This is a genomic window from Shewanella acanthi (genome assembly GCF_019457475.1).
Lineage (GTDB): Bacteria > Pseudomonadota > Gammaproteobacteria > Enterobacterales > Shewanellaceae > Shewanella > Shewanella acanthi.
This window is the reverse complement of the sequence record NZ_CP080413.1, coordinates 572597-599327: the sequence shown is the minus strand read 5'-3', so window position 1 is coordinate 599327 and position 26731 is coordinate 572597. Positions and strand designations below refer to the sequence as shown.

Below are 26731 nucleotides of genomic sequence, written 5' to 3'. Positions count from 1 at the left end.
ATCTTCATATCAAAACAGTCTCCTAAGGATGATAGGCGAAGAAATTCGGGCGAATATCGGAATTTAGTCAAAACTAAAGCACCTAGCTAGGGAATACAAGTCTAGATCTCCCCTATTCTGAATTTAGTCAGCGTTGTAAAAACTAACCTAAATTGGCTGTACAGATACTTAATCTGATTATCGGTTCAATTTTACTTTCACCTCGCCAGAAAAAACGATTAGACAATAAGCCTAATTTCAGATCTTTTGAATCGGTGGAGTGGCTGAATTTTCAGGTAGTCATCAACAGCAATACCGTGTGGATAATGACGTGAAGTACTTAGATGGGCAAATGTAATAGGTTTGCTTTATATCGAACCAAGCAATAACCAAAAACAGCACTTACTCTTTAGTGCTTTTATTGGATGACATTATCTGCTTACTTGGTCATTGATTTATCTAATGCTGCTGTCTTAATTACATTTGAAGTTTGAAAGCGTTCGATACTTCTTGCACTAGGTCGCCATAGAAAGAAACCATAATAGAGCAGGCTTGCACATATCCACGCGACGGCTAGGCTCCAAAGATCATGGCTTAGGAAATGTGCGCCGCGTAACTCCTGGGTAAAGCCAAATACAGACCCGAGTGCTAGACCGAAGATTAACCCCGCCTTGGCATATCGAGGTTGATACTCTTTAAAAAAGTAAAACAGCGCAACCCAAGCGAAGCCACCGCTTGAATGACCGCCTGGGAAGCATTGGCCATAAGCAGCCCCCTCTGGCAATGTAGCAAACAGGGAGGAATGCAGCATATGGCCGCCAAATTCAACAACATCCCAAGGGCAAGTCATGTGAGTGATAGCCTTACCAATACGCACGAGCAACACGCTGGCAAGTACACTGGTAAACAAATAGCTTAACCCCCGTCGGTAGGGTCTTAACCAAGGATTACGCAAACTTAAACCTACCCCTATCAAAACCACAAACGACAGCAGCAACACTACATCTCGGCCAAAGGTATGCAATATCGTCTGAGTTAGCCAATGCCCCCTTAATGGCCATGATTTGACTCCCCCCTCCCAATGAAATAGTGTGCTCTCCCAACGCATATCCGCATTAGTCATTTCCAAAACAAAGATGACAACTGCAAAAGCCAATATCGGTAGTAGTAATCTTTCCTTGGCAAATCCGAGAAATGTCTTCCTAACATTTTCAGTCATATTGTTATGCACTCAGTCGATCCAATTGCCCCAAGCCTTCAATCAAAGTACTGATAAATTCTTATCGAAAACTTAAGACTCTTCGGCTAATACCCTCATCGCCAAAAACCAGATTACGGCATTCACTCCCTGATCTAAGGCCAAAATTAATTATGCGAATAGTAAGTTAAGAGAAAAACCACTCATTAAAACAACTTCAGAACTAGAAAATATAAGTCGAATCGAAGGGATAAAGCACAAACAAAAAGCCCCCGCATTTCTGCGGGGGCTTTAGTTCAAATATTACGCTTAAGTTAGCGGATTACTTGTAGGTTGCTTCGCGTTTTTTCGCTTCAGCATCCCACTTAGGTAACACTTCTTTTTTGAAGTTTGCTTTTTCGGCATTCATTTTATCCATATCCATACCGATAGCCGCTTGTGCTTTTGCTTTGGTAGAGATATCTGGAATCGCCACAGGTGCTGTAATGCCCTTAGTCGCTAACAGCTGTGCCAATTTAACACGGGCATCGGCCGCTTTATCTACCGCAGTACCAAGGATACGCAGGGCTTCTTCCGGAGCATGGGCCGCCACACCGTGTGATGCAATCGCGAAGTCCCAGCGCCATTGAGCGTGACGGATATCAGTGAGAATTGCCTTCATCTCAGCCTCAGTTGCACCCACTTCCCACGCTTTAGCCGCTTCAAAGTGCGCTTTTACTAATTGACCTTCGGCGCGCGCTTTCAGCTCTTTCACTTTGGCATAACGCTCTTTGGTGATGCCTTCTAAGAACTCTTTGCTTTGGCTATGGCAAGTCGCACAGGTTTCATCGAAACGATCAAATGGGTTACCCACTTTATGATCTGTGTACTTACGACCAGCGTCATTAGTCACTTTAGGCATGTGGCAGTCAACACAGCTTACATCGTTCTTACCGTGTACACCCAGTTTCCAAGTTTCATAACCTGGATGTTGTGCCTTCAGCATTGGGGTTTTAGACAGTGCATGTGTCCAATCAGAGAAATCAATTGCATCGTAGTAGGCTTCCATTTGCTCAACAGTGGTGCCTGAATCCCATGGGAATTTCACGAAGCCCTTACGATCTTCTTTCTTCTCAAAATAGTACTCAACGTGGCACTGACCGCAAACCATAGATTGCTTGTCTTTTTTCGAGGCTTTATCGAATGGAGTGCCTAGCGCTTCCATACCACGCTCAGCAAATGGACGTGAGATACGTAATTTGGGTGAACCTTTTTCATGGCAGTCGCTACAACCGATAGTGTTAACCACTTCGGCGCCGCCTTTAGCCCATTTACCTTTGAAATAACCATCTTCGCCTTGCTCCTCAATTAAGCGAGGAACGTCAGGGCTCTTACAGCTCCAACATGCCATTGGCATTGGACCATCTTCAGCATTGGCAGGAGCTCCAGTACGCAGGGTGTTACGCAGATCGGTAACGGCGTACATATGCCCACGTGGCGCGTTGTAATCTTTAGCGAAACCATAACCGGCCCAAAGTACCACTAAACTTGGATCACCGGCTAGGGCATCAGTAATCTCTTCGCTTTTAGCTGTGTCATGCCAGCTATTATATTGATTTGAAAACTTATCTTTATATACTTCGTTGCGCGGCTCAGTTTTATCGCTCGCCATTGCACCCGCAGCCATGAAGCTTGCGGCGACCAATGCACTCAGTGCAAAGGATTTACCAGTCACCATTTTCATCATCTCATCTCCGTGTTGCTTTATTTTTAATCAGTCCACGACATCTCCAAGACCAAAGTTAGTGAGTTACCCTTACCAAAGACATACCTCTTTAGGGATATCTCAAACAAAGTTTGCGTTAGATCAATATGCAATAGTGTTGCTGCTCACACTTTTACATTTTAGCTAATGTAGTACATGATTTTCTTATGTAAAACACAACCTAAAGAACCACTAAGGCGTGGTCTATTACCCGGCCAAGATAGGCCATCTACTGGATAGCAAAACGATGACTCGAGGCAGCCTGCCAGGAAAAATACTGGGATTAATGTTAGTACTGATTTTGCTATCTAGCAGCCTTGCTATCTTCTCAATCATCAATTTGTCTTACAGCCTCGGGGACGCTAAAGCGATCAACGCCTCTGGATCACTTAGGATGCAAAGCTATCGACTGATGTTTTACGCCAACTCAGGCAGTGAGGCCGCCCACCAAAAGATGGCCGAATTTGAAAGTACTTTGTACTCAGACGAGCTCAATCCTTCGCGCGGCTGGTTAATCCCAGATGTCATCACCCACCAATACCAGCTAGTAATCGATAAGTGGTTGGTAATGAAAGATTTTATAATTACTGAGAACTCCCGCGATTACGCCGCATCACTCAAGGACTTTGTCGATACCATCGATTTATTTGTGCTCGAAATGGAGCATCACGCCGCCTTTAAACTCAAATTGCTGGTCGCAGCTCAAATTATCGGCCTTGGTATGATGCTGCTTATTGCCTTCTACGCGGTACGTTTTACCAAGCGTAAAGTCGTGGTGCCGCTTCAACAATTAATGGAGTCGGCAAACACCATTTCTAAGGGTGACTTTGAAGTGGAAATGCCAGAAACCGAATATGTGGAACTCAGGGCGTTGACCGATGCGCTACAAAAAACCGCGAGGGAACTCGCAACCCTCTACGGCAATTTAGAATCCCAAGTAGAAGAAAAGACCGTAGCCCTTACCCGAGCGAACAACGAATTGGCCTTTTTATACGATAATCTGCTGACTCTTAATGCGAAAAAATTAGATTACAAGGCATTAAAGTCGGCACTGGATCAACTAAAAGACTACGAATCCATTGACTATTTGCGTCTGATTATTCAGTACCCAGAGCAGGAACTCGAAGTGGTTGAAGCCGAAGGCGGCTGGCCTGAATTAGCCGTTGAAACTACCCGTTATCCGCTGCAACTAGATGACGTCAACCTTGGTTATCTAGAGCTGATATCTGCGCAGGAACCGAATACGCTGCTGTTTAAAAATTTCGCTATTATGCTCACCCGCTCTATTGTTATCCATAACGCTACCGAGCAACGACAGCAGTTGGCATTAATGGAAGAACGCGGCGTGATCGCCCGCGAACTGCATGATTCACTTGGACAGGTATTATCTTTCCTTAAAATCCAAATCAGTCTGCTACGTAAAAATCTCGATCAAGCTTGCCGCGGTCCTGCTGTCGAAAATCAACTGAATGAAATTAATGAAGGTGTGAGCACCGCCTATGCGCAGCTGCGAGAACTGCTTTCCACCTTTAGGCTCACCATCAAAGAGCCCAATTTGAAAAACGCAATGGAAGCCATGCTAGTACAACTAAGGACTAAAACCGACGCCACAATTTTTTTGGATTACAAGCTCTCGCCCCAGTGGCTTGAGGCTAAGCAGCATATTCACATTTTGCAGATCACCCGCGAAGCCACGCTTAATGCCATCAAGCATGCTGATGCCAGTCGTATCAATATTCGCTGCTTCAAGGATGACCATGGTATGGTCAATATCAGCGTAAGTGACGATGGTATTGGATTAGGTTATCTAAAGGAGCGGGATCAGCATTTTGGCATTGGGATAATGCACGAACGCGCGAGCAAACTCGGGGGGGCGGTCGAGTTTAGTGATAATGACGAGTTTCTCCGCAAAGATATTGCTAACAACACCAATTTAAAAAATCAGGTCATTCATAACACTGAAGAAGACTGCGACTTGAATAGCCCAATGGGAACTAAAGTCACTCTGATTTTCCCATCGCAACAGGAGTCAACTAATGGGTAAACCCTATTCCGTATTAGTGGTCGACGACCACCCTTTGCTTCGCAAAGGTATCTGCCAATTGATCGCCTCGGATCCCGACTTTAGTTTGTTCGGAGAAGTAGGCGCAGGCCTAGATGCCTTAAGCAGTGTCGCCGAAGATGAGCCCGATATTATCCTGCTCGATCTCAATATGAAGGGCATGACAGGACTAGATACACTCAACGCCATGCGCCAGGAGGGCATCACTTCTCGTATTGTGATCCTCACAGTCTCCGATGCTAAACAGGACGTGATCAGGCTGCTGCGCGCTGGTGCAGATGGTTACCTTTTAAAGGATACCGAGCCTGATTTATTACTCGAACAACTTAAAACCGCCATGCAGGGTAAGCAAGTTATTAGTAAAGAGGTCGCCGAATATCTCGATGAATTAAAAAGTGCCCCAGAAGCGGAAGAATGGCTTACCAATATGACGCCAAGGGAACTGCAAATTTTAGAGCAACTGGCGGAAGGCTTAAGCAATCGAATGATTTCAGAGCAGCTACATATCAGTGAGGGCACTGTCAAAGTGCATGTGAAAAACCTGCTCCGTAAAGCCAACGCGAAATCCAGAACCGAAATGGCGGTGAGATACCTAAACAAGTAAAGCTGAGCTTATACTTTACATATTATTAACAGCAAAAAGGCAATCCGAGGATTGCCTTTTTGCTTCAGATACACCAGCGCTACCTATCGTCCCTTTTGCACAAACTCGTACCAGCTAACGAGCGCTTCCTGCAAATCCTCAAGGCCACAATAGGCCTCGGATTCAGCATCATAGAGAGACATTGCCTCTTCGAGTTCATATTCCTCCTCAAACCCTAAGGCATTGGCGTAAATACGCGCCTGCTCTTGGTCGAGATCGAGGGTAAAATCCCCGCCGATCATTCGCCAAGCATCACACTTACCTGTTTGGATCTCTACGATGACGTCCAGCACTTGCTGAATTTTGGCTAAGTCTGGCCCCAACTCTTCAGAGAACCATTGTCCCATGGCCTCATGGTCCATGCTAAATGTAGCTAAAAAAGTGCCAGTCAAACTATTACGCCGAAATTCATATTCCATTTGGTATTCTCACTACTTCTCAACTAATGCTTATTTTAATCTATTTCATACCAAGTTGCTTGCGAGGGCATTTGCTAGTTAACCTACATTTGACCTTATCGAGCGATCGGGGCAAGGCTTCATTTCTACTGCAAAATCAGGTAGCTTGATAACAAGATTTGTCAGTAATGGATAGCGTCATGCACGATGGATTTATTTACAGTCTAGTGCTCAATGGACCAAAGGCGGGCTCAAGTTTAAGCCCTGAAGAACTCGACACTTGGGAACCTAAAAATGGCTTAGTTTGGGTACACCTGCGCTACCGCCATAAAAAAGCTCGCCACTGGGTATTAAGTAGCGGTCTTACCAAAGTCGAAACCGACGCCCTGCTCGCCCAAGATACCCGTCCAAGGGCGGTTATTGCTGGCAATGGCGTTTTGCTCGCATTGCGTGGTATCAACTTAAATCCTGATTCTGCCCCAGAAGACATGGTGGCGATTAGGATCTATGCAGACAATGAGAGGATCATTTCGACCTGCGATCGCGAGCTTGTTTCAGTTAAAGATGTGGCAGAGCTTATCACCGAAGGAGCAGGCCCTAGCACTACGGGTGATTTCATCATTGCCCTATGCGACAGGTTAACTAACCGTAAAATCGAGTTTATCGATACCCTTGAGGAACATCTTTCTGAACTTGAAGAGCAGGTTGTCTCTGGGAATGTCAAAGATCTCAGAACCGATATCGCCGAGCTGCGTCGTAAAACTGTAGCGCTGAGGCGTTATCTTGGACCGCAAAAGGAAGCCTATGTAAAACTGCTCGCTGAACCAATTACCCTACTCAATGGTCCCGAGCGATTAAAACTTCGGGAGATCACCGATAAACTTATCCGCAGCATTGAAGACTTAGACGCGCTACGTGATAGAGCCAATGTGACTCAGGAAGAGCTTGTCAGCCAACAATCAGAGCAACTCAACAAACGCTTGTATTTCCTGTCCCTAGTCTCAGCAATCTTCCTTCCGTTAGGATTTTTAACTGGGCTATTAGGCGTCAATATTGGCGGCATTCCGGGTGCAGACAACACATGGGCTTTTGCGTCCTTCTGCGCCATTTTGATTGGGCTAGTCGCCATACAAATGGCACTCTTCTATCGATTTAAGTGGTTGTGATGACCCATTACGAATGAAACTATGACACGAAAACAAAGCCACTAAATTGAGCCACCAAATTGAGTCACTCAAAAGCCGCTTAAACAAAAACGCCAATCAAACTTGATTGGCGTTTTTACTCTCTTCTATATACCGCTTCTGTATGAAAGACTTCTCTAACAGCCTTTATTCAAGTGAGCTTAAATACGTTCGTCATAACCTTATAAAGCTCTGTGCCTTGATGTACCGACGCCGATGCAAAATGCAATATTGGCACACAGTCCTGCGGCAATGTTAAGGTCTTTAACTCATCCGCAGTGCCGTATAAATCGAGACGTAAGAGTTTTACTAAGGGTTCGCCTGAAGGAAGCGGCTCACCCACTGCGGCCATATATTCCACAAGACCAGCGCTCGGGGCGTGGAACTTTTTATAGTCCTTAAGATAACAGCCAAAGCGCGCCATCTTAGCGGGCAATACCGCATCGCGGATCACGCCTCTATGACTGAGATAAGCCAAAATCCCTTGTGCATCGATTAACGCATCTTCAAGACTTATCCGCTCTTGACTGCCAAGCTCTAACGTAAAAGCAGAAATCGCTACCTCGAGATCCCGCCCCTGCGATTTGGCGACGTCACTTAATTGCCACCAAGGACAGAAAGCCGCCTCATCCATAGCACCGCCAAAACTATTGGGGATCACTAAAGTGTAAGGAATCGAGAAATACTTGGCATCATCTAGGGCATATTCAGGGCAATACAGATGCTTACAGGATTTAGGGCCAGTGTGGAGATCCAGCACTATATCGGCTTCGTGGGCCATGGCCTGCAGATTTACCGCGAGGCGATGCCCCGTTGTGATTCCCCATGGATGGTGTAACCGCTGCTGACAAGCCTCAACTAAGGTGCTGCGAAAAGCTTGGAGCAGCTCATTATCATTAAGCTTGGCATGCGCTTTAAACCAGCAGGCAATATCAATATCGTGGTTTAAGTATTCCCTATTCCAGTTAGCCCCAGTGATGGGGTCGAAACGCCCTAGGGTAAACTCGCCACTCTTTTGATTGATACCTAAAGGGTTAGCCAGCGGCACTAGGGTGATTTCCCCAAGAATCTCACAGCGCTCAAGCTGCTTCATTAATTGGAAAATCACCGCATTGCCTTGGACTTCAGCGCCATGAACATTGGCCTGGATATACACTTTAGGTCCCTTTGACGCATTATCACTCGGTTTAAAGGTGTATATTGGTAGGGTTAGCGCTTGTCCTGCGGCAAGCTCACCAATCTTTAAGGTCGCTGAAGTTGGCTGCATGGGATTAACCTTCGAATAGGTTTTCGTGCAGGGCTTTAACCACTTGCGCAGCCTCTGATTCTGCAACTAACACACACAGGTTGTGTGGGCTCGCACCTTGGCAGATCATACGCACGTTATGTGGCTCTAAGACTTCAAACACGCGGCGACAGATTCCCGCAGTCGTTGCGATGCGATTACCGATAATCGCCACAAGTGCTAAACCATCTTCAACACGCACGCGGCAATGCTGCGACAACTCCTGCAAAAGTGCTTCACTCAGCAGGCCCTGACCGCTAGAGTCTGAACCGGTTTTGTCTAACGTCAACGAGACGTTAACTTCTGAAGTGGTAATTAAGTCCACACTGATCTTGTGTCGTGCTAACGTTGCAAAGGTCTCTGCCAGGAAGCCCTGGGCATGTAGCATTTGCAGGCTGTGCAAGTTAAGTAGTGTTTGATCGCGGCGCAGAGCGACTGCACGGAATACCGGCGCATCTTCAACCGCATGGCGGATCCAAGTACCACCCTTTTCAGGTTCTTTACTCGAACCAACAAACACTTGGATCTGTTGACGTACAGCAGGAAGGATGGTCGCAGGGTGCAATACTTTGGCACCGAAGGTTGCCATCTCTGCCGCTTCGTTAAAGCTGATTTCAGCAATCGGATGAGCATTAGGCGCTAGACGTGGGTCAGTGGTGTAGATACCCGCAACGTCAGTCCAAATTTCTACCGCAGTGGCTCGTAAGGCTTCGGCTAATAACGCCGCTGAGTAATCGCTACCACCACGACCTAAGGTCGTTGTTTGCCCTTGTTCGTCGGCACCAATAAAACCTTGAGTTACGATAATTTGTTCAGCAAGCAGAGGCTGTAAATGCTCGCCTGCAAGGGCGGCAATTTGCTCAACCTGTGGCTCGGCGCGGCCAAAATGGCTGTCGGTACGCAATACGCGGCGCACATCGAACGCACTTGAATTAGCGCCCTTTTCACGCAGTACTGCCGCAAACAGCGCAGATGAACATTGCTCACCTAGGGATAACAGCTCGTCCATGGTCGCTTTGCTGCGCTCTGAAACTAAGGCTTCGCTGAGTACCGCCATACGGCTTAATAATTTATCCAGCGCGGCAGCAACATCGTTCGGACGACCTAATTTGTCTAAGATAGCGTACTGAATTTGGGCGATTTGTTTTAGGCGTTGCAGACGGGCATCGTCAGTGATCGACTCTTGGGTCAATTCCACTAACAGGTTGGTTACTCCGCTTGATGCGCTGACCACCACTAAACGACACGCTGGATTGCCTAATACAATTTCCGCACAACGGTTCATTGCACCGTAGTCAGCGACTGAAGTACCACCAAATTTAGAAACAACAAGAGACATTAGCGAACCTCCGCGGCAAAGGCAGAAGTCACAACAATAAAACTTAAAGATTGATTAACTAACATGATTACGCTCCGAACTAACTTCGTTCGAAGAGCCTGGTGCTCAATGATACGCACCCCAAAGAAGGGAAACAGCAATCGTCACCAGAAGCTCTCCACCAAATACAGGTGACAATCGTCAGGATTCAGCCTGACCGACCGACATCAACATGCAGCAACCATGTGTATGCCTCGGCGTTAATCTCCCTCATCAATCGTCGCTGGAGTTTGTGCTCCTCAGACTGACTACCTAGTTAACGCTCCTCTTCTGTTCCTTCCCGCCGGAAAGGAGCGGAAAAAGTAGCAATAAACCCCACTCTAAGTCAATGCAATTTTCACATTGAGTAAACAATTTAAATATTTTCATTTAAAAACAATTAGTAAGGCTTTTTGAAGTCAACATAAATGTTAACCAATCGAAAAATTAACTTTTAGATGAAGGTAAAAGGGCCGCTATGTGGAAATTAATAGGGCAAAAAAATTTGAGTAAAATAAAAAAATTAAGCCCAAAGTTGGGCTTATTTTATACAACGAAAATTCATGTAAACGCTGGCTAAAAATTAGTGACTCAAATCAGGCAGTTCGTAAACCATACGAACATGATCGGTAAATTTTCCTAATCTGACTTCATCATGATTTTGCAGCGTACAAGGCACTAAACTCAACACTCCTTTTTCAACCATATAAATAGCATATTGGTTGAATTTTCTGCCCAACTGCAACGCCTGCATACGGTCTATCATCACAGCCCAGCTTTTCTCCATATGGGATAAATCGGGGGCGGCGCCCACCATAGCACGATAAGGACAACCCAGAGTTTCGATATCTCGTAACAGCTGGCGATCAAGTAAGCGATTTTGAGAAGGAGTGAGAAGTTCTGAAGCGGGGTTTTGAGCGGTGATTACAGCAAAAGAAAAATCGGAAGATAATGCTTGAGTTAGCAAAAACAACGGCGTTTGATAATGCTGCCACAAATCTAGAGTCATAGGTTCCATCGGCTGATTAGTCTAAAAATGCACCCCGCAAGTGTAGCAGAATGGCTAAAAAATCCAAAGTGGTGTGAACTAGCTCACAACAACCATGAATACATTAGTTATATTAATCAGCCACTAAGACAAAAAATATACAAAATGAGCGCTAGATCCGAAAATTTGTTAACATTTCATTTGTTAACAAATGCCTAAAACGAGTACAATGTAGTACTGGTCAACTTGAGCAATTCCCATCATAGATTGCTTAATGTTCATTTCTCAAAGTGACTTTTATTTACTTAAATAGCAAAAGCAGGCCAGACATCTTTTAAAATGTGTTCTACATTTGATTTATCATTAAACATTTTAAAAAAAACAATAGTTAAGGAACTATCTATAACTATTGCTTATCGAAGTTGATACTTGTTGCGTTTAAATCGTATTACACTTTAAACGAACACTTTATATACATCCTGACGTGTCGCCGTATAGATTATTCCTTAAGAAGCACTAAGCAGTTAAAGGAAGTATCAACTTTTTATGAATTTAAGGATCCGATGTAAGTGGTTCTTATGGTTAGAATAAAATTGGTTAAAAATTAGGTAATTAATATGCAAAATCCGCACATTCTGATCGTTGAAGATGAAGCCGTTACCCGTAACACGCTGAGAAGTATTTTCGAGGCAGAAGGGTATGTGGTAACTGAAGCCAATGATGGCGCAGAAATGCATAAGGCTATGCAGGAAAACAAAATCAACCTCGTGGTTATGGACATTAACCTGCCAGGTAAAAACGGTCTGTTGTTGGCGCGTGAACTACGTGAAATCAACAACATTGGTCTGATTTTCCTCACTGGCCGTGACAATGAAGTCGATAAGATTCTAGGACTTGAAATTGGTGCGGACGATTATATTACCAAGCCATTCAACCCACGCGAGCTAACCATTCGTGCACGTAACCTGCTGACCCGCGTAAACAGTGCTGGCACTGAAGCTGAAGAAAAGAGCTCAGTGGAACACTACCGTTTCAACGATTGGAGTCTTGAGATCAACAGCCGTTCACTGGTGAGCCCACAGGGTGAATCTTACAAACTGCCACGCAGCGAATTCCGCGCGATGCTGCACTTTGTTGAGAACCCAGGCAAGATCTTAACCCGTGCTGATCTGTTAATGAAAATGACAGGCCGTGAGTTAAAGCCACACGACCGTACCGTTGACGTGACTATTCGCCGTATCCGTAAGCACTTCGAAAGCCTGCCAGATACGCCAGAAATCATCGCCACCATCCACGGCGAAGGCTACCGTTTCTGCGGTAACTTAGAAGACTAATCTAAGGTTTACTGATAAGTTTCAATAAAAAACCAGATCTTGAGATCTGGTTTTTTTATGCCGGCAGTTCAGTCCGCTTCTGAAAATGGCAGCCTGGATCCCCACGCTGCCATTGAATCCAAGGACTACTTGCCTTTCAGCTGACGATCTAAAAAGTCCGCTAATGTACGATATAAGTGATTACGTGCTTTCTCTCCGCGCATTGAGTGCTTAGAGCCAGGGTAATCAATCATTTGGAACAACTTACCCTCGTCCTGCAGCGCCTTATACACTCGAGTACTGTTTTCAAACAGCACGTTGTCATCCGCCATTCCGTGGTACATCAACAGACCCGATTGGTAGTTTTTTACATAGGGAAACACGCTGCTGGCCTCATAACCTTGCTCGTTTGTCGCAGGATGGGCAAGGTAACGCTCGGTGTAATAGGTATCGTACAAACGCCAATCGGTTACCGGTGCGCCCGAAATCGCTGCCTTAAAGTAATCCGGCGCCTTAAACAAGCTCATCAGCGCCATATAACCTCCATAACTGTGGCCATAAATCGCCACGTTATCGGCATCAACAAATGGCAAAGTGCGTAGGTAGTCGACCCCCGTCTTTTGATCGTTGACTTCGGCCTGACCTAAGTGACGGTAAATCACTTGCTCAAATCGAGTACCACGGTGGGCGCTGCCACGGTTATCGAGCTGGAATACGACATAACCCTGCTGCACCAAATATTGGGTAAAGTAATCCTGCTCGCTCCAGCTGTTGGTCACTAGCTGCGCATGTGGGCCACCGTAGACACGTACTACAACGGGGTACTTTTTACTGGCATCGAATGGGACAGGCTTAAATAAACGTGTCTGCAGCACTTGGCCATCTTCAGCTTTTAATTCCTTAAACTCAGGTAATTGCCAAAGACCAGCGTATTCATAGAGTGGATGACCGGCTTTCACCTCGTTCTTCTCAACCCAAGCTAGAAGCTGACCCTTATCCCCATGCAGGCTCACCCGTGGCGGCTGTGACAAACTGTTAAAGTAATCTAAATACACGCTCTGATTGTCGGCAAATACTGGGCTGTGCATGCCAAGCTCGCTGCTCACACGTTCAATCTTGCCGCCCGTTAAGGGCACGCGGTAAAGCTGCTTCTCAAGTGGCGTATCCTTACGACCCGTGAAGTACACCCAAGCTGCGGCCTCATCAATATACTCAAGATCGTCAACCGCCCAGTCACCCTTAGTGAGCTGTTGTTTCAGCTTACCGTTTAAGTCATAGAGATAGAGATGCTTAAAGCCATCGCGCTCGGACGCCCAAACAAAAGCCGACTGCTGCTTTAGAAAATGCAGATCGTTGTTGATATTAAGCCAAGCATCGCTACGCTCTTTGATAAGTGTTTTGGGCTTATTCAGTTCGCCTAGGGCCACGAGCTGCAGATCTAATTTTTGCTGATCGCGGCTCTGCCATTGGAACGATAAATGTTTGCTGTCGGGCAGCCAATCGACCCGCGGTAAGTAAATATCTTTGTTCTTGTCTTCGCTCAAGGTCACCCAATTAATGGCGTTATCCTTAAGACTGATTACGCCCAGAGCGATATCCACGTTGGCTTGCCCTGCGGCAGGATAGCGCTGCTCGGTAAGCTTAATGCCATCGGCATAAATTTCGTTACGGGTGACTAAGTCCACGCCAGATTCATCGATACGGGTAAAGGCTATCGCCGACTCATCTGGCGCCCACCAGTAGCCAGTCATGCGGTCCATTTCTTCTTGGGCCACAAACTCCGCCATACCGTTTTTAATCGCACCGCCGCCGTCTTTGGTCAGAGCCTTAAGTTGTTTGCTGGCAAGATCCAACACATAAAGGTTTTGATCGCGCACGAAGGAGACAAAATGCCCCTTTGGTGACAGACGCGCATCGGTGGCAAAACCCTCACCAATCGGTAATTGGGTCACGCTGTTATCGGCCAGCGAGTAGTAATACAAATTGCCGGAAGCGGGGATGAGCAGCGCCTTGCTATCGTCAGCCCAAAAGTATTCCATAATGCCTTCGCCATAGATGCGTTGGCGCTCGCGGCGGGCTTTTTCCTCATCGGATAATTCATTGCTAGCCAACTTATCGGCATTTAGCAGCAGGCTTGACTCGCCGGTTTTCACATCCATCTGCCACAGATCGTAGAAGTTTTGATTATCCTTTCGACCCGCAAGGTAAGTGACGCGCAGCCCGTCGGGTGACAGCTTTAACCCTCTTGGGCTGGTACCCGCCAGACTTGGCGAAGCGTTCATACGTTCAATTGTTAAGGGTTGCTTGCCGCCTTCGAGGGCAATAGAGGGAGTTGAAATCATAGAAACCTGACTCGCGATCAGTAGGGAAAATGCACTCAATTTAAGCGAGCGCGCAAGGGACGAATTAAGCCCATTTTTAATCATTATTATTCCTTGAAAGCATATTCGCCTATAAGATGGCGATTTATAAGGCCTTCATTGTGCCAGAGTGCCAAGTTAAATTAAAATCGTATGCAATATAGGTAACAATTTAAACCGTGATGGGTGCTTTCCTAGCACCTCAGCAATCAAGCATGTCTGCAGAGAAGCTGAAAAATTACCTAAACCCCAAGGCCATCGCTGAAATTATCCCCTAACTGAGTTATCATTCGCACCAAATAATAACTCGACCTCAATGTTGAATCGCTAAAGGATATAACATGCAAACACTTGCCCAGCACTTAGCCGCTAAGGCTGTGAACGAATCCCTCACGCACCTGCTACTGACCCTAGCTGATACCTCAAAAGCCATTAGTCATGCAGTACGCCACGGCGCGTTAGCGGGTATTTTAGGTGCGACCGAGCAGGAAAACGTGCAAGGTGAAACCCAGAAGAAATTGGATATTATTACCAACGACATGCTTAAAGATGCCCTTAAGGCCGATGGCACTGTACGCGGCTTAGCATCGGAAGAAGAAGATCATGTGGTCGAAGTGAGCCCCAATGGCCAATATCTGGTGTGTTTCGACCCATTAGACGGTTCATCAAATATCGATATCAACTCTTTAGTCGGCACGATTTTCTCTGTATTACCAGCAGCAAAGGGGCCAGCCACCGAAGGCGATCTATCTGAAGAGAGCTTTTTACAATCGGGTCGCAATCAGCTCGCCGCAGGTTATGTGCTCTATGGCCCATCGACTATGCTGGCATTAACCGTTGGCCAAGGCGTGCAACTCTTTACTCTGCACCCAGAAACCAATGAGTTTGTGCTGACCAATGCCGCCATGAACATTAGCCCTGATACCCAAGAGTTCGCCATCAATATGTCGAACCAGCGTTTCTGGGAAGCGCCGATGCAAACCTATATCGCTGACTTATTACTAGGTAAAATTGGTCCTCGCGAAAAGTCATTTAATATGCGCTGGATTGCCGCCATGGTGGGCGATGTGCACCGGGTATTATCCCGCGGCGGTATCTTTACTTACCCAACAGACAACAAAGATCCGAAAAAACCTTATAAGCTGCGCTTAATGTACGAAGCTAACCCAATGGCCTTCCTCGTTGAGCAAGCCGGCGGTAAAGCGACAACAGGTTACGAAACTATTTTGGATATCCAACCAACGCAAATTCACCAACGTGTGGCGGTTATTCTCGGTAGTGCCAATGAAGTGGATATGTGCTTAAGCTACCATGATGTTGATTACAGTGAAGAACCAACTATAGAGTAAGCAGAATCGCTCAGCTTTTAATTTACTTTCCAAAAGCCACTGACTATCAGTGGCTTTTTGTTGATGCAGAATGCGACATTTTGATTTTTATACAGCATAACTGATGGAGAAATTACGGTATTACGGCCGTGGGTCGGTCTTGACCCTACACCAGACCAAAAGGAAATCAACTTTAATTCCCTCATAGTGATGTTCGACAACATCAGGGATGAAGCCCCACGACTTTAATTCCCATTCTTATTGTGCATGCTAACAACGCATCTTTTTCTGAGTGGGCGACATCCCACAAGATAATTAATCTTCGTCTAATGCAATTTATTTAAAATCAAGCTTAACAGTAGCTTGCTAAGCTCAAAAGAGAGTAGGCTCAGTTCACGGCGTTGCTATCGCTCGATAGCGCAGCCGTTGTGACTTATGTTATTGTTTCAGCTCATTAGGCTCATGCTGAGAGCCAGATCTAGAGTCATTGTCTTTAAGGGTTTATTGAATGGTCGAAAAATTATTTGAAAGGCTTATGTATGCATCACGCTGGATCATGGCGCCCATCTATTTGGGACTGAGTCTGGTATTAGTGGCCTTAGGTATTAAATTCTTCCAAGAAATTTTTCATGTTCTCCCCATCATTTTCGAAATGCCCGAAGTGGATTTAGTACTAGTCACCCTATCGCTGATTGATATCACTTTAGTCGGTGGCCTGATCGTAATGGTGATGTTTTCAGGCTACGAGAACTTCGTCTCCCAACTCGATGTAGGTGATGACAGTGAAAAACTTGGCTGGCTCGGAAAATTAGACTCAGGTTCCCTTAAAAACAAGGTGGCGGCCTCAATCGTAGCAATTTCATCAATCCATCTGCTCAAAATTTTCATGAATGTCGAACAGATCAATAACGACAAAATCATGTGGTATCTGCTTATCCACATCACCTTTGTAATTTCGGCATTTGCTATGGGTTACTTAGATAAAATTAGCCGCCATAAATAAGTGACACCTAATAAAGAATGGCAAAAGTATTGCGTTAAATTACCATATATACTCAGCCTTGAAAGGATATTGTCAAGAAATACCAAGTAGCATGTTAATTAAAGCCACTGATTTCAAGTGGCTTTTTTATGCCTTTAAAAAATTGGCATCCGCTAACAAATTCTTTAGCCTATTCCGATATTTTACATTTTTTAAGTTAATTTTCAGTTTAGAACTGAATGTCGTTTTCAACAAATCGTGACCTGATGCAAATTTCTACAAAGAGATTGAAAAAACATAGTTAACATAAGTTTATTGTTTATTCTATTGCGTCAAAAATAAGTATAATGTCTGACAATTTGACACATATACAATATTAACAACCCACACCATACAAAGATTGCAAGTTCACAAGGTCGTAAAGTGAAGAACCTAATCAAGAAAACATTACTCCCCTTATTATTCGTCAGCCTATGGAGCTATGCACATGCCGACGATTTAGCCGCCTCCGCCACTAATGAAGCCACAACCGCAAGCTATCACAGCATCGACTTTATTGACCGAGATCTAAAACTGACACTCGCCTGCTCAGTGGGTGACGCTCAGCCAACACTCAATGTCACTATGGCAGAAGCATTCGCCAGCAATAGCGCAGATCAAAGCGTGCTTATTATCAGCAGCGCCGAACAAAAGTGGTTAAAACTCCGCGGCCTTGCAACCCAAACCCAGTTTACTAGTGAACATAAAACTAATGGCAATCTTTGGGAGCGCCTAAGCCAATTTAGGGCTGATAAACTGCATCTTGAAGCCATCTCCTTTACGTCGAGTAAATACATCAACTCAGATCTGGCGGTTGTCGGTTTTAACCAAGCCGTTAGCCAACTAAAGCAGAAATGCTCTGAAATCTAAATCAACCAAATTTGAGACACAAAAAAGCCGCTAACAAGCGGCTTTTATCACTACTCACCCTGTATAAATTAACTTGTTTGTTCACCAGCCAGCTCAGTGTGGTGAGCTTTTTCTGTCTGATCAACAATGGTTAATACCGCGGTATCGCCTACCACGTTACAGGAGGTCAGCACCATATCGATAATACGGTCGAGCGCCGCCACAATCGCAAAGGCTTCAATCGGTAATCCCATCTGATGGATTAACACCCCTATCATCACCATACCGCCACCAGGTACACCACCTGCGCCAACTGACAATAAGAACACGCTAAACAGCAGTGACGGTAACTGCGCATCGGTAATTGGCATGCCAAAGGCATTCGCCACAAAGAAAATCGCAATAGTGATATAAATTGCCACACCACCCATATTCATGGTCGCGCCGAGCGGTACACCAAAGCCAGCTACAGCGCGATTAACGCCAAGTTTGTCGGTCAAGGTACGCATAGTGACCGGAATGGTTGCATTTGAACTGGCTGTAGAAAGCGAGAACAGCACTTGCTCTTGGGTTTTCTCGCGGAACATTTTAGCCGAAATTGGGGTAAACAGGCCGACTGCCACAGGGTAAACCACAAAAATCCACATTAGTAACAGTGAAATAATCAGCGCCACATATTCAATTACGCTGATAAAGATTGCCGCCTCTAAGGTCGCACCCAGCTTATACATCAGCGCAAATACACCATAAGGCGCTAGGCTCATCACCACGGAAATCAGCTTCATCATGATCTTGTTAGCGGTTTGAAAGCCACGAACCGCGCCAATAGCCGTTTCGCCAAGGGATTTAATCACACCGCCCAGCATCAACGCCATAAAGATCACCTGCAGCATATTACCCGACATAAACGCCGCGATAGGGTTGCGTGGAACGATATCCACCACCAGCGCCATTAAACTCGGCAACTCGGTCGCGGTTAGTGCAACGCCAGCATTGCTGGTCATATCTACGCCCTTTCCGGGTTCGAGGATCAGCGCCACCATCAGCGCCGTCGCAATCGCGACTAAGGTGTTGATGATATAAAAACCAAAGGTTTTACCGCCTAGTCGGCCAAAACTTTTTAAATCCTGCAGCTCACACACACCGCAAACAATACTGACAAAGACTAATGGCACCACTAGCATCATGATCATATTGACGAACATAGTGCCAACGCCCGTAGCCAGATCCACAAGATCGCCAGTTAAAAAACCTATGTCACTAGCAAAATATTGAACTAAGCTGCCAAGAATGAGACCTGAAAACAGACCAATAAAGATCCGTGTTGAAAGTGATTTGATCATGCGTGCAATTCCCCGATGTGACCATCTTGAGTCATTCAACTTCCTTGATGAGTACCAGTCGAGCTTCCCTTATTATTTAAGCGGGGCATAGTGAAACATGCTGGCATGAATTTCAATCCATAAATTGCAGTTTTTTCGGGTAAAATTTGGCAGGCAAATCACACAAAATCTTTATCACATTGATTAATAATAGATAAAAATGTATAGAGTAAAAAATACGCTAAGTCCATGAAATGTAGAAAGATCTAAAAAATTACAAATAAATTACGAAACAATAACCAACGGAGCTTTGTTTCATCTCCCGACGAATATTTACTAGAATTTATCGCTAAACAAACAACATAAAAAGCATAAAACTCTAGAAAATTTCAAGTAAAAAGTAAGAACCCTAGATAACAGGCAAGTATTAGTGCCATTACACTGGCTTTAGGCTTTCTTCCAGTAGGTGCTGCTGTTTATAAAATGGCTCACTGCCCTCTAAATAAATTAAAATGTACTCGAAATAAAAAAGCGCTAAAAAGACCCAGCTCTTTAGCGCTTTTTTGGAAAGAATGCAGATTAGCTTAGGCTAACCACAATTCCACATCGCGGATAATAAAGTTACCATTATATATGGGGTGCGGCTCACCTAATGGCTCAAGCTCAAAGTAGGCCTTGTGCTCATCGGGTAGGCCTTCATAACCGCCGATCACTTGGTAAATCCAGCTTTCAGAATCCCACGGCAACTGTTTGGAATGTAAGTATTCGAGCGCCGACTGCCTTAGGCCAGACTCAATCACATCCACAAAGTAACTATCCACCGCCTGTTTAAGCGGGTTATCTGGGATATCAAAATCTTCAGTTTGCGTCAGTGATACCGCCACATCTTGCTCGCGTGCCACTTCGACTAAGCTGTGACGGCTAATCGCCTTGATATGGGCAACTATGTTCATCAGCTCAACTTCTTGGCTAGTGTTGTGCACATCCACAGACGCTGGCGCAAGTAACGTCTCAGCGCGATTAAACAGACTTGGGATCTCCTTATGGGAGACGTGATCCATTGGCTGATAATCCGGATGCAAATCTGTGTACAAAAGCCAGCCCTTGAGCAGACGCGTACGACCCCGAATTTGCCTAAAGCGACCGAGCAGTTCGAGTAACCGCCCCTGCACTACGCTAAGCTCCTGGGCGCAATCGCTCATGGTTTCCTGTAAGGTGGTCACCAGCAGTTTACGCAGCTCGCGAATATCACCGGCGATTTCACCGAGCTCGCTGAACTGGAACATCTCAAGACCATTTAACAGCTCAGATACCTGACTCTGTGCCAATTCGTTTTCACGAATTTTGGCGTTGATAGTGCCCACATAACCGAACTCGTTATTGATTCGTCCCCAAAGCACACGAATGGAATAGCGTAGGCCGTCGGCAAAGCTATAGACATGCTCGTTTAAGTCCGCCAAATAGGCTTCGGCGGCGCTGTAATCCGAGTGATGACGCGCCTCCTTGTAGTGATCCGCTAAGGTTTTAATAGTCGCCATCGCCGAGCCGACATTGGAGTCGATTTGGCGATTACGCTCATCGCTTAAGCCTTCTTCGAGCAGTGCACGCACCGAGCGCTTAAGACGCAGTTCCTGTTCTGGCGCTGGGCGCCATAAAATGCCGGCCTGTTTTAGCTTTTCAATCACAGCGGGATCGTGGCTAGTTTCATTAATGGAGCCCGCAAGATAGGCGTCCATAATGATGTCAGCGTGGCGACCTAACTGCTTAAGAAGCTTAACCCCAGCCTGATGTAAGTTAGTGCTCATCGAGGCCTCCCTTGGCAAGACCTAGCGGCATAAATTCATGTGCTTGCATTAGATAAGGTCCCGCTGGGTTGCCGTTTCTGCCTGCGCCTCGAGGCTTAGGCCCTCGGTTTCATCGATGAAACGTATTACTTCGTAGAGGTAATCAAGCTTACCCGTAGCGATATAAATTTGCTTCTCCACGTTTGGGCGGACTAGATAGCCAAGCTCGACTAAGCGCTTAAAGACTAACTTGATCTGGGCATCACTGTTACTACTGGTCGAGCCAAATAAGCGGTATTGGCTTAACTTAGCGAGCTGCTCGCGAAACGCGGGGGTGTCTTCAATGCGGCTTTGTAGCTCAGTTAAACGCACAGGTGCGCCTTCGCTTAATGGCGCATCTTGGCCACTGGCTTCTTGCACTAATACCAGCCATTCCACCATAGGGATAAGTGCCTGACAGATATCCTTAAACTGCGATGAAATCACCTTACGTTCACTATCACCAAGTTGCAGATAACCACAGAAAAACACATCGCCTTCGGCGGCCGATGCCACAGTGCGGTTAATTTGATTGAGATAAGCCTCAACGCGCTCGCGGGTGCTGTTGTTCTTTAATGCGCGCCAGCCATCTTCGTTGGTGGTGCGGCAAATAAACTCACCCTTAAGCAGAAGTTCAATCAGGGCGCCCGTTCCCACTAAGACGGTTTGGGTCGACTCCATTGTCTGTGCGCTCATTAGATTGCCTCCTTGGTCAGGCGTTTACTCAACAGATCAGCAATCGGGTTGGCTTTTGGCTTCACCACCTGCAATTTCTTGGTTTGTTTGTTGATGATGTAACGGTTTTCGAACAGGTTCAGCACCTCTGATTCAGGGTTCGGGAAGGCGCCTAATACGCTGATATTGTTGTTACCACAGGCATCGAAAATCTTCTTCACGTTGGTGTGGTGCAGTGTGCCCAGCTCATCGATTGGCCAATGGATGGTCACATCCGCGCGGCCACGCAGCAGACGGGTAAAGGCCAGCAGGAACTTACACAAAATTAAGTAAGCCATACCGTGGCTCGATGATTCGTTTAGCTGACGGTCGGTGCGGATAATCAGGTCGCTGTTACCTTCTTTGAGGCGCAGCTCAATTTCCAGAAGCTTAGCGATACCACCGGTTAAGGCGGCGCGGCCAATGATGTCCAGCGCGCGGCGCATACTGTTGGTGTAATCCTCATCCGGTAGACCATTAAAGCCATCGGCCTTCCACTGTTTAAAGGCTTTAACGAACTGCTCAAGCTCAGGCCAGAACTCTAATTCACTGATCTTAGAGCGAATACGTACCGCAGATTCGGATACACCATCGAGGAATAACTCCTCGCCCACCTCGCGGGTAATGCGCGCACTTTGGGACGCAATACGGCGGTCAATATCTGCAAGCACATCGTAGAAGGAGGTCAAATCCACACCGAAGATCCGGCCCTGCTCACGTAGCGCGGTGATCGATTGCGGCACCATTACGTTAAGTAGCTGCTCAAGCTGCGGCACTAACTTGCGGTAATCCAGCAGGCGAATACCCTTGTCATTGATAAAGCTTGATTCTTCGCGGGCGCGCTCCCAGGTCTCGGCTAATCCCGAACCCGACTTGCTGGCAATCACAGAGTCGAAATGTTCTACATACTGCTTCACCGAACCCATCAGATAATCGCGTTTTAGCAGTAAATCTTCACCCTGACGCAGGCGCTCGCCTAAGCTGCCCTGCGCTTCTTCATTATTGGCAGGCAGCTTTAATTCCGACAGTTTGCGCATCACGGCGCGCAGTTTTGTGAGGTTTTCAGAGGCCTCAACTTGCGCCGCGTCGCAGGCCTTACGCTCGGTTTCGAGCTGCGCTCGGCGAGTCTTCACTTCTTGGGTCTTAGCTTTAAGCTGCTGATCAATCTCAGATGCCGCGCGTTTGACATCGCTCAGCTGGGTTTGCAGCTTAGGCTTACGGATAAGCCAAGTATGTTGATACCAATCGTCGAAGCGCAGTACTTCACTGCGGCGCTGCTCGGCGCGGGTCAGCTTAGTCTCAAGCTCACGGATTTGTTGCTTGAGTTTAAGAATATTGTCCTCATCCACACCGCGGGACTTAAGCTCGTTTTTGTACCAAGTTTCACAGGCTTTCTGCTCAGTCTTAGCACTTTCGCGGCGGGCATCGATAGTCGCCTTAATTTGGCCGAGTTGATTGTCCAGCGCGCCGATGACTTCCTGCCAGTAGGCTTGTTTTTCCATGCGCGCTTCGAGCGCCAGTTCTTTTTGCTCTTCGAGCCATAACTGGTGCTGATGTTTAAGCTGTTTTAACTCGCCATCGAGTTGGGTTAACCGTTGCTGGGCAAAGGATTTACGCTCGGCAAGTGCCTTGTTGATCTTGTCCTGCTCACTGCGTTTTTCATCAAATAGGCGGCGCAGATCGTCACGGCTATTTTTGTAGGCCGTACGAGCGAAGGTGAGTTCGCGGCTGAGTTTATCCAGCTCAGCATTAATCGCCACCAGTTGGGATTCGGCTTCGCTCTGCAATTCCTGCGCGCTTTGCAGCGCTTCTTCGGCCTTGCTTAAACGGATACGTAGCTCCTGCTCAGAAGCAGCATATTCGGGCACATCCAGCGCCTTAAGATCCAACTGCACACCAAATACAGTGTCGCTGCTACCCGTCACCGTTGGGTGTAAATCAGTGCGGTGCAGTAACTCAGGGGCAATCACCTTACCTAGGTTTTGCTCCCAACCTTGAGCCTCCTTGCGAAGGAATTCGAGCAAGGTATGGGATTGGGGGAACAGCATATGATGCAGTTCATCGAGCGCCGTTTGGCGCTCGTTTACGCGAAGACTGGCGATGCGTAGCGCTTCGTTGGCCTGATCGCGCTTAGCGCGCAGCTTACGCTCTTCACCTGTGAGGCGCTCAACCTTAGCATTACAGCTTTCCTGCTCTTCATCGGCGCGGTGAATACGTTCATCGAAGATAGCGAGACTTAACTTTTCTTCCTCGGTGTAGGTCACGCCATCGACGCGTAATTTCAGCTCGGCGGCATTGAGTTTGAATTGGTATTCCTGCTCGCTAAAGCTAGCCTTACCCGCATCCATCTGGCTGCGCCATTGGGATTCGAGGGCATCGATATCGGCTCTTGCCACTTCACGCTGCTTATCGCGCGCTTCACGCTGGGCGTCCTGATCGGCGTGCAGGCCTTCAAGCTCACGGTTTAACTGCTCACCGATTTTGCTACGACGGGCATTATAGGCCGCTTCAATATCTTGGTGTTTTTCGGTTTGTAACTTATGGCGCTCGCTCAGGTTTTCCATGTCGGCGCGCCAGCTTGGCAGCATATCTAAGTCGGCCTTGGCCTGCTCGATATTGGCATCTAAAAAGGCGCCGTGCTGCTCTTCAATCGCATCGAGTTCGTACTCACACTTTGCCACGTCGCCCTTAGCGGCGGAAAGGTCAAGGTTCAGCTCGTCGCGCTGCTCCTTCCACTCATCATCTAACAGGCGCAGTTTTAAATTCAGTTCCTTAGACAGGGTTTGCTGAATTTCCTGACGGTCGGCTTCGAGACTCTCGTCATTGCGATAACCGCGGGACAGGCTAGATAGGCGTAACTCGGCGCTCAGCAGTTGGTTAAATTCCTGCTCAAGCTTTTCAAATTCGGGGCGGATCACCTCAAAGCCTTGGATAAGTTGGCTTTCGCGGATCCAAGCCTCAACACGCTGCGGGTTTAAACGCGAGCTCGGTGGATTAACACCGTCCTCCTCCAAAATGGCGGCGATCATCGACTTGACCGTTTCCATCTTGCCTTCTTTGGAGTGCACTGCCTTTGCCAGCTTTTCGATATGGCGCAGTGAATGCTCGCCCTCACACAGGGCAAATTGATGGGCGTAGCTGCGAAGTTCGCTGCGATTGCTACCGGTGCTCAGTAAGGTGCGATCGTTTTGAATGATGGCGCGGTATTCGCGGGTGTTGAGCAAGTTGGTGGTCGCAACGCCCTGACGTTTTAGTTCACGACCCAGTTCGGCCATGGTGTGGCACAAAATAGTGTCGCCATTTTGCGATTTAATATAATCGCTTAGCTCAAAGCCCTTGGCGATAAAGCGGTAATTTACCCCTTTACCGTCACCCGCAGAGGCGAGCACGGCTTGATAGAGCAGACCGTCGGCCTTTTGGTATTCGTAAATGATATAGCTTGAATCGTGGGGTAAATACCAACGCTCAAAACTGTCACGGGTCGAGGGCACGACTCGGCTTGGGTATTCACCGTAAAATACCGGCACTAGTCGTTGCAGTGTGGTTTTACCCGAAGCGTTAGTACCACAAATGTTGGTATGGCCATTGAGAGCGAGCTCCACAACGCCCGGAAGGTGCGTATCAATCAGCACAATACGAATCAAGCTTGGCATTTCATTCCTTATCCAAACAGGTTTTAAACAAAACCTTAAAAAATCGAACCCAAATCGAGGCCATTACGCCAAGCACTACATGCTGCGTAAAACAAAGAAAGGCGAGTCGGCCTCAATGGGTAAAAGCGTGTGACGGGCAGGCATCCTTGCGAAATCATCTTTGCAAAAGTTGCGAGGCAATATCCCATTTTGTGCCCCTAAAATAAGGCAAATGGGGAGCATTAGCAATCAAGCGATAAGCGTCTTTCGCGCTGGAATATCTCAAGGACTGCAAGGATGCTCAATGTTAGTTCAATTCATGGCTATGACACGCTATTTAGAAGGAAAGCATTCACAGAAAAGGGATAAAAAACCATCACGAAAGTTCAGCCATCCTTTAAACAGCTCCCCATCCAACGTTAACAAGGTAAGCGAATGTCAATTTGGGTAAAACACTGAAATGTCGCGGCGTTTAGCCGAACCAAAGTCACATTTAGTTCACTAATCACTGGAGCAGATAACAACTGCATGAGTGAGCTAAAATGACAAAAAATACCCAAGATAAGCCGCTAAATGGCATCAACGATATCACCGACAAAGAATTAACCCAGCGCCGCAATATCTTAAAAGCCATTGGCTTAACCATAGTCGCCAGCCCATTAGTGGAACTGGTGGGGTGCAATTCGGATTCGACCGAGACAAATACAGACACAAATAACAGCAACACAGATACGGGTACAGATACCGACACTGATACCACTGTGACCCCGACAAGCTGGGCCAGTGGCGGCACCGGGAGCATGACGGCAAATTTCCCCGATACGAGTCTTTTTAGCGCCAGTGATGCCTGTTCCCTCGCGCTAGCTAAGGCCGCCGTGGAAGGCCCCTGTTATTTCGAAGTGGATAATCGCGACGATATATCAGACTCTGAAACAGGCCTGCCAATGCAGCTTTGTTTTCAAGTAATTGATGCTAACTGCAACCCTATCACAGGGTTAGAGGTTGAGGTATGGCACTGCAATATCAAAGGCGTGTATTCGGGCGATACCAGTGGCAGCGCGGATAAAAGCCGCTTCAACAGTGGATATTGTACTGGCAATGCCAGCGATGCATTGAAATCCACTTGGTTCCGTGGCACTCAAGTCACGGATAGCGATGGCCGAGTGAACTTTAAATCCTGCTTTCCCGGTTGGTATTCGGGTCGCACCATCCACGTGCACTTTAGAATTAAAAACAACAATAGCGATGAGCTTATTTCCCAGCTGGGTTTTGCCGACAGCTTAACCACTGAGATCTGCACTACCCACCCTGAATATCTAGGCCGTGGTCAACAGGACACCAGCCTTAGCCGTGACAATATTTTTGGGAGCAGCTACAACGCATTCCTATTTAACACCAGTCAGAATGAAGATGGCTCACTGCTGGCTTGGCGTACACTGCAACTGAGCTAATGCATAAATAACTACTCAGACGAAGCCAGATCCGAGGCTTAAAGTGAACTCGAACCTTGATTGAAGTGTGCTTAAGTAAA

Annotated in this window: 19 protein-coding genes and 1 riboswitch; of the genes, 8 read left to right on the top strand and 11 right to left on the bottom strand. The window is 46.7% G+C overall.

The genetic code is table 11. The features are described from left to right. Positions 1-418: 418 nt before the first annotated feature. Positions 419-1198, bottom strand: a complete 780-nt coding sequence (locus tag K0H61_RS02545; protein ID WP_220051207.1) for a phosphatase PAP2 family protein — start codon at positions 1196-1198, stop codon at positions 419-421. A 301-nt stretch (positions 1199-1499) separates the two neighbouring features. Beyond that, a complete protein-coding gene (nrfA, locus tag K0H61_RS02540) occupies positions 1500-2903 on the bottom strand; it encodes an ammonia-forming nitrite reductase cytochrome c552 subunit (protein ID WP_220051206.1) in 1404 nt (467 codons plus the stop codon). 265 nt (positions 2904-3168) lie between these two features. Between nrfA and narQ the strand changes: the two genes are divergently transcribed. Beyond that, positions 3169-4965, top strand: a complete 1797-nt coding sequence (gene narQ / locus K0H61_RS02535; protein WP_220051205.1) for a nitrate/nitrite two-component system sensor histidine kinase NarQ — start codon at positions 3169-3171, stop codon at positions 4963-4965. Continuing rightward, positions 4958-5587 (top strand): response regulator, encoded by a 630-nt coding sequence (locus tag K0H61_RS02530; RefSeq protein WP_220051204.1) that lies wholly within the window; start codon positions 4958-4960, stop codon positions 5585-5587. The genes narQ and K0H61_RS02530 overlap by 8 nt, the downstream gene beginning before the upstream one ends. An 83-nt stretch (positions 5588-5670) precedes the next feature. Here K0H61_RS02530 and K0H61_RS02525 read toward each other — a convergent pair whose 3' ends face one another. Beyond that, positions 5671-6045 carry a YacL family protein gene (locus K0H61_RS02525; RefSeq protein WP_220051203.1) on the bottom strand — a complete coding sequence of 125 codons (375 nt, stop codon included), beginning with the start codon at positions 6043-6045 and terminating at the stop codon, positions 5671-5673. 179 nt (positions 6046-6224) lie between these two features. Between K0H61_RS02525 and K0H61_RS02520 the strand changes: the two genes are divergently transcribed. Continuing rightward, positions 6225-7190, top strand: coding sequence for a zinc transporter ZntB (locus K0H61_RS02520; protein WP_220051202.1), 966 nt, complete (start codon positions 6225-6227; stop codon positions 7188-7190). 169 nt (positions 7191-7359) lie between these two features. On the opposite strand, the gene K0H61_RS02515 is transcribed toward K0H61_RS02520, so the two are convergent. From K0H61_RS02515 to K0H61_RS02505, 3 genes are all read right to left on the bottom strand, one after another. After that, the gene (locus K0H61_RS02515; RefSeq protein WP_220051201.1) at positions 7360-8475 is read right to left on the bottom strand and encodes a succinylglutamate desuccinylase/aspartoacylase family protein; all 1116 of its coding nucleotides are present in this window, start codon (positions 8473-8475) and stop codon (positions 7360-7362) included. Between the two features lie 4 nt (positions 8476-8479). Continuing rightward, positions 8480-9832, bottom strand: coding sequence for a lysine-sensitive aspartokinase 3 (lysC, locus tag K0H61_RS02510; protein ID WP_220051200.1), 1353 nt, complete (start codon positions 9830-9832; stop codon positions 8480-8482). A gap of 142 nt (positions 9833-9974) precedes the next feature. After that, positions 9975-10149: riboswitch (Lysine riboswitch) on the bottom strand. A 284-nt stretch (positions 10150-10433) separates the two neighbouring features. Then, a complete protein-coding gene (locus K0H61_RS02505) occupies positions 10434-10868 on the bottom strand; it encodes a DUF3293 domain-containing protein (RefSeq protein ID WP_220051199.1) in 435 nt (144 codons plus the stop codon). A gap of 587 nt (positions 10869-11455) precedes the next feature. Here K0H61_RS02505 and arcA point away from each other — a divergent pair. Continuing rightward, positions 11456-12172 carry a two-component system response regulator ArcA gene (arcA, locus tag K0H61_RS02500; protein ID WP_220051198.1) on the top strand — a complete coding sequence of 239 codons (717 nt, stop codon included), beginning with the start codon at positions 11456-11458 and terminating at the stop codon, positions 12170-12172. A gap of 125 nt (positions 12173-12297) precedes the next feature. Here the strand turns inward: arcA and K0H61_RS02495 are convergent, their stop codons facing one another. Then, on the bottom strand, positions 12298-14577 hold the full coding sequence (locus tag K0H61_RS02495) for a S9 family peptidase (protein WP_220051197.1): 2280 nt from the start codon (positions 14575-14577) through the stop codon (positions 12298-12300). A 275-nt stretch (positions 14578-14852) separates the two neighbouring features. Here K0H61_RS02495 and K0H61_RS02490 point away from each other — a divergent pair, with 275 nt between their 5' ends. The 3 genes from K0H61_RS02490 to K0H61_RS02480 all read left to right on the top strand — a co-directional run bounded on the left by K0H61_RS02490 (position 14853) and on the right by K0H61_RS02480 (position 17730). Further along, positions 14853-15860 (top strand): class 1 fructose-bisphosphatase, encoded by a 1008-nt coding sequence (locus tag K0H61_RS02490; protein WP_220051196.1) that lies wholly within the window; start codon positions 14853-14855, stop codon positions 15858-15860. A gap of 487 nt (positions 15861-16347) precedes the next feature. Further along, a complete protein-coding gene (locus tag K0H61_RS02485) occupies positions 16348-16842 on the top strand; it encodes a TIGR00645 family protein (protein WP_220051195.1) in 495 nt (164 codons plus the stop codon). Between the two features lie 402 nt (positions 16843-17244). Further along, positions 17245-17730, top strand: coding sequence for a hypothetical protein (locus K0H61_RS02480; RefSeq protein ID WP_258405992.1), 486 nt, complete (start codon positions 17245-17247; stop codon positions 17728-17730). A gap of 68 nt (positions 17731-17798) precedes the next feature. Here the strand turns inward: K0H61_RS02480 and K0H61_RS02475 are convergent, their stop codons facing one another. From K0H61_RS02475 to K0H61_RS02460, 4 genes are all read right to left on the bottom strand, one after another. Then, positions 17799-19052, bottom strand: coding sequence for a dicarboxylate/amino acid:cation symporter (locus tag K0H61_RS02475; RefSeq protein ID WP_220051194.1), 1254 nt, complete (start codon positions 19050-19052; stop codon positions 17799-17801). Between the two features lie 563 nt (positions 19053-19615). Continuing rightward, entirely contained in the window at positions 19616-20836 is a 1221-nt protein-coding gene (locus tag K0H61_RS02470) for a phosphoenolpyruvate carboxylase (RefSeq protein ID WP_220051193.1), read from the bottom strand. A 48-nt stretch (positions 20837-20884) separates the two neighbouring features. Beyond that, positions 20885-21550 (bottom strand): hypothetical protein, encoded by a 666-nt coding sequence (locus tag K0H61_RS02465; protein WP_220051192.1) that lies wholly within the window; start codon positions 21548-21550, stop codon positions 20885-20887. Further along, positions 21550-25221 carry an ATP-binding protein gene (locus K0H61_RS02460; RefSeq protein ID WP_220051191.1) on the bottom strand — a complete coding sequence of 1224 codons (3672 nt, stop codon included), beginning with the start codon at positions 25219-25221 and terminating at the stop codon, positions 21550-21552. The genes K0H61_RS02465 and K0H61_RS02460 overlap by 1 nt, the downstream gene beginning before the upstream one ends. Before the next feature lie 521 nt (positions 25222-25742). Here K0H61_RS02460 and K0H61_RS02455 point away from each other — a divergent pair. Further along, positions 25743-26651 carry a dioxygenase family protein gene (locus K0H61_RS02455; protein WP_220051190.1) on the top strand — a complete coding sequence of 303 codons (909 nt, stop codon included), beginning with the start codon at positions 25743-25745 and terminating at the stop codon, positions 26649-26651. Positions 26652-26731 lie beyond the last annotated feature (80 nt).

Excerpts from the sequence above, each read along its gene's own strand:
- K0H61_RS02515 (WP_220051201.1), bottom strand. The coding sequence starts at position 8,475 with ATGCAGCCAACTTCAGCGACCTTAAAGATTGGTGAGCTTGCCGCAGGA.
- K0H61_RS02470 (WP_220051193.1), bottom strand. The coding sequence starts at position 20,836 with ATGAGCACTAACTTACATCAGGCTGGGGTTAAGCTTCTTAAGCAGTTA.
- lysC (WP_220051200.1), bottom strand. The coding sequence starts at position 9,832 with ATGTCTCTTGTTGTTTCTAAATTTGGTGGTACTTCAGTCGCTGACTAC.
- K0H61_RS02520 (WP_220051202.1), top strand. The coding sequence starts at position 6,225 with ATGCACGATGGATTTATTTACAGTCTAGTGCTCAATGGACCAAAGGCG.
- K0H61_RS02465 (WP_220051192.1), bottom strand. The coding sequence starts at position 21,550 with ATGAGCGCACAGACAATGGAGTCGACCCAAACCGTCTTAGTGGGAACG.
- K0H61_RS02475 (WP_220051194.1), bottom strand. The coding sequence starts at position 19,052 with ATGATCAAATCACTTTCAACACGGATCTTTATTGGTCTGTTTTCAGGT.
- narQ (WP_220051205.1), top strand. The coding sequence starts at position 3,169 with ATGACTCGAGGCAGCCTGCCAGGAAAAATACTGGGATTAATGTTAGTA.
- K0H61_RS02495 (WP_220051197.1), bottom strand. The coding sequence starts at position 14,577 with ATGATTAAAAATGGGCTTAATTCGTCCCTTGCGCGCTCGCTTAAATTG.
- K0H61_RS02460 (WP_220051191.1), bottom strand. The coding sequence starts at position 25,221 with ATGCCAAGCTTGATTCGTATTGTGCTGATTGATACGCACCTTCCGGGC.
- K0H61_RS02485 (WP_220051195.1), top strand. The coding sequence starts at position 16,348 with ATGGTCGAAAAATTATTTGAAAGGCTTATGTATGCATCACGCTGGATC.
- K0H61_RS02525 (WP_220051203.1), bottom strand. The coding sequence starts at position 6,045 with ATGGAATATGAATTTCGGCGTAATAGTTTGACTGGCACTTTTTTAGCT.
- K0H61_RS02505 (WP_220051199.1), bottom strand. The coding sequence starts at position 10,868 with ATGGAACCTATGACTCTAGATTTGTGGCAGCATTATCAAACGCCGTTG.
- K0H61_RS02455 (WP_220051190.1), top strand. The coding sequence starts at position 25,743 with ATGACAAAAAATACCCAAGATAAGCCGCTAAATGGCATCAACGATATC.
- K0H61_RS02530 (WP_220051204.1), top strand. The coding sequence starts at position 4,958 with ATGGGTAAACCCTATTCCGTATTAGTGGTCGACGACCACCCTTTGCTT.
- K0H61_RS02545 (WP_220051207.1), bottom strand. The coding sequence starts at position 1,198 with ATGACTGAAAATGTTAGGAAGACATTTCTCGGATTTGCCAAGGAAAGA.
- arcA (WP_220051198.1), top strand. The coding sequence starts at position 11,456 with ATGCAAAATCCGCACATTCTGATCGTTGAAGATGAAGCCGTTACCCGT.
- K0H61_RS02490 (WP_220051196.1), top strand. The coding sequence starts at position 14,853 with ATGCAAACACTTGCCCAGCACTTAGCCGCTAAGGCTGTGAACGAATCC.
- nrfA (WP_220051206.1), bottom strand. The coding sequence starts at position 2,903 with ATGATGAAAATGGTGACTGGTAAATCCTTTGCACTGAGTGCATTGGTC.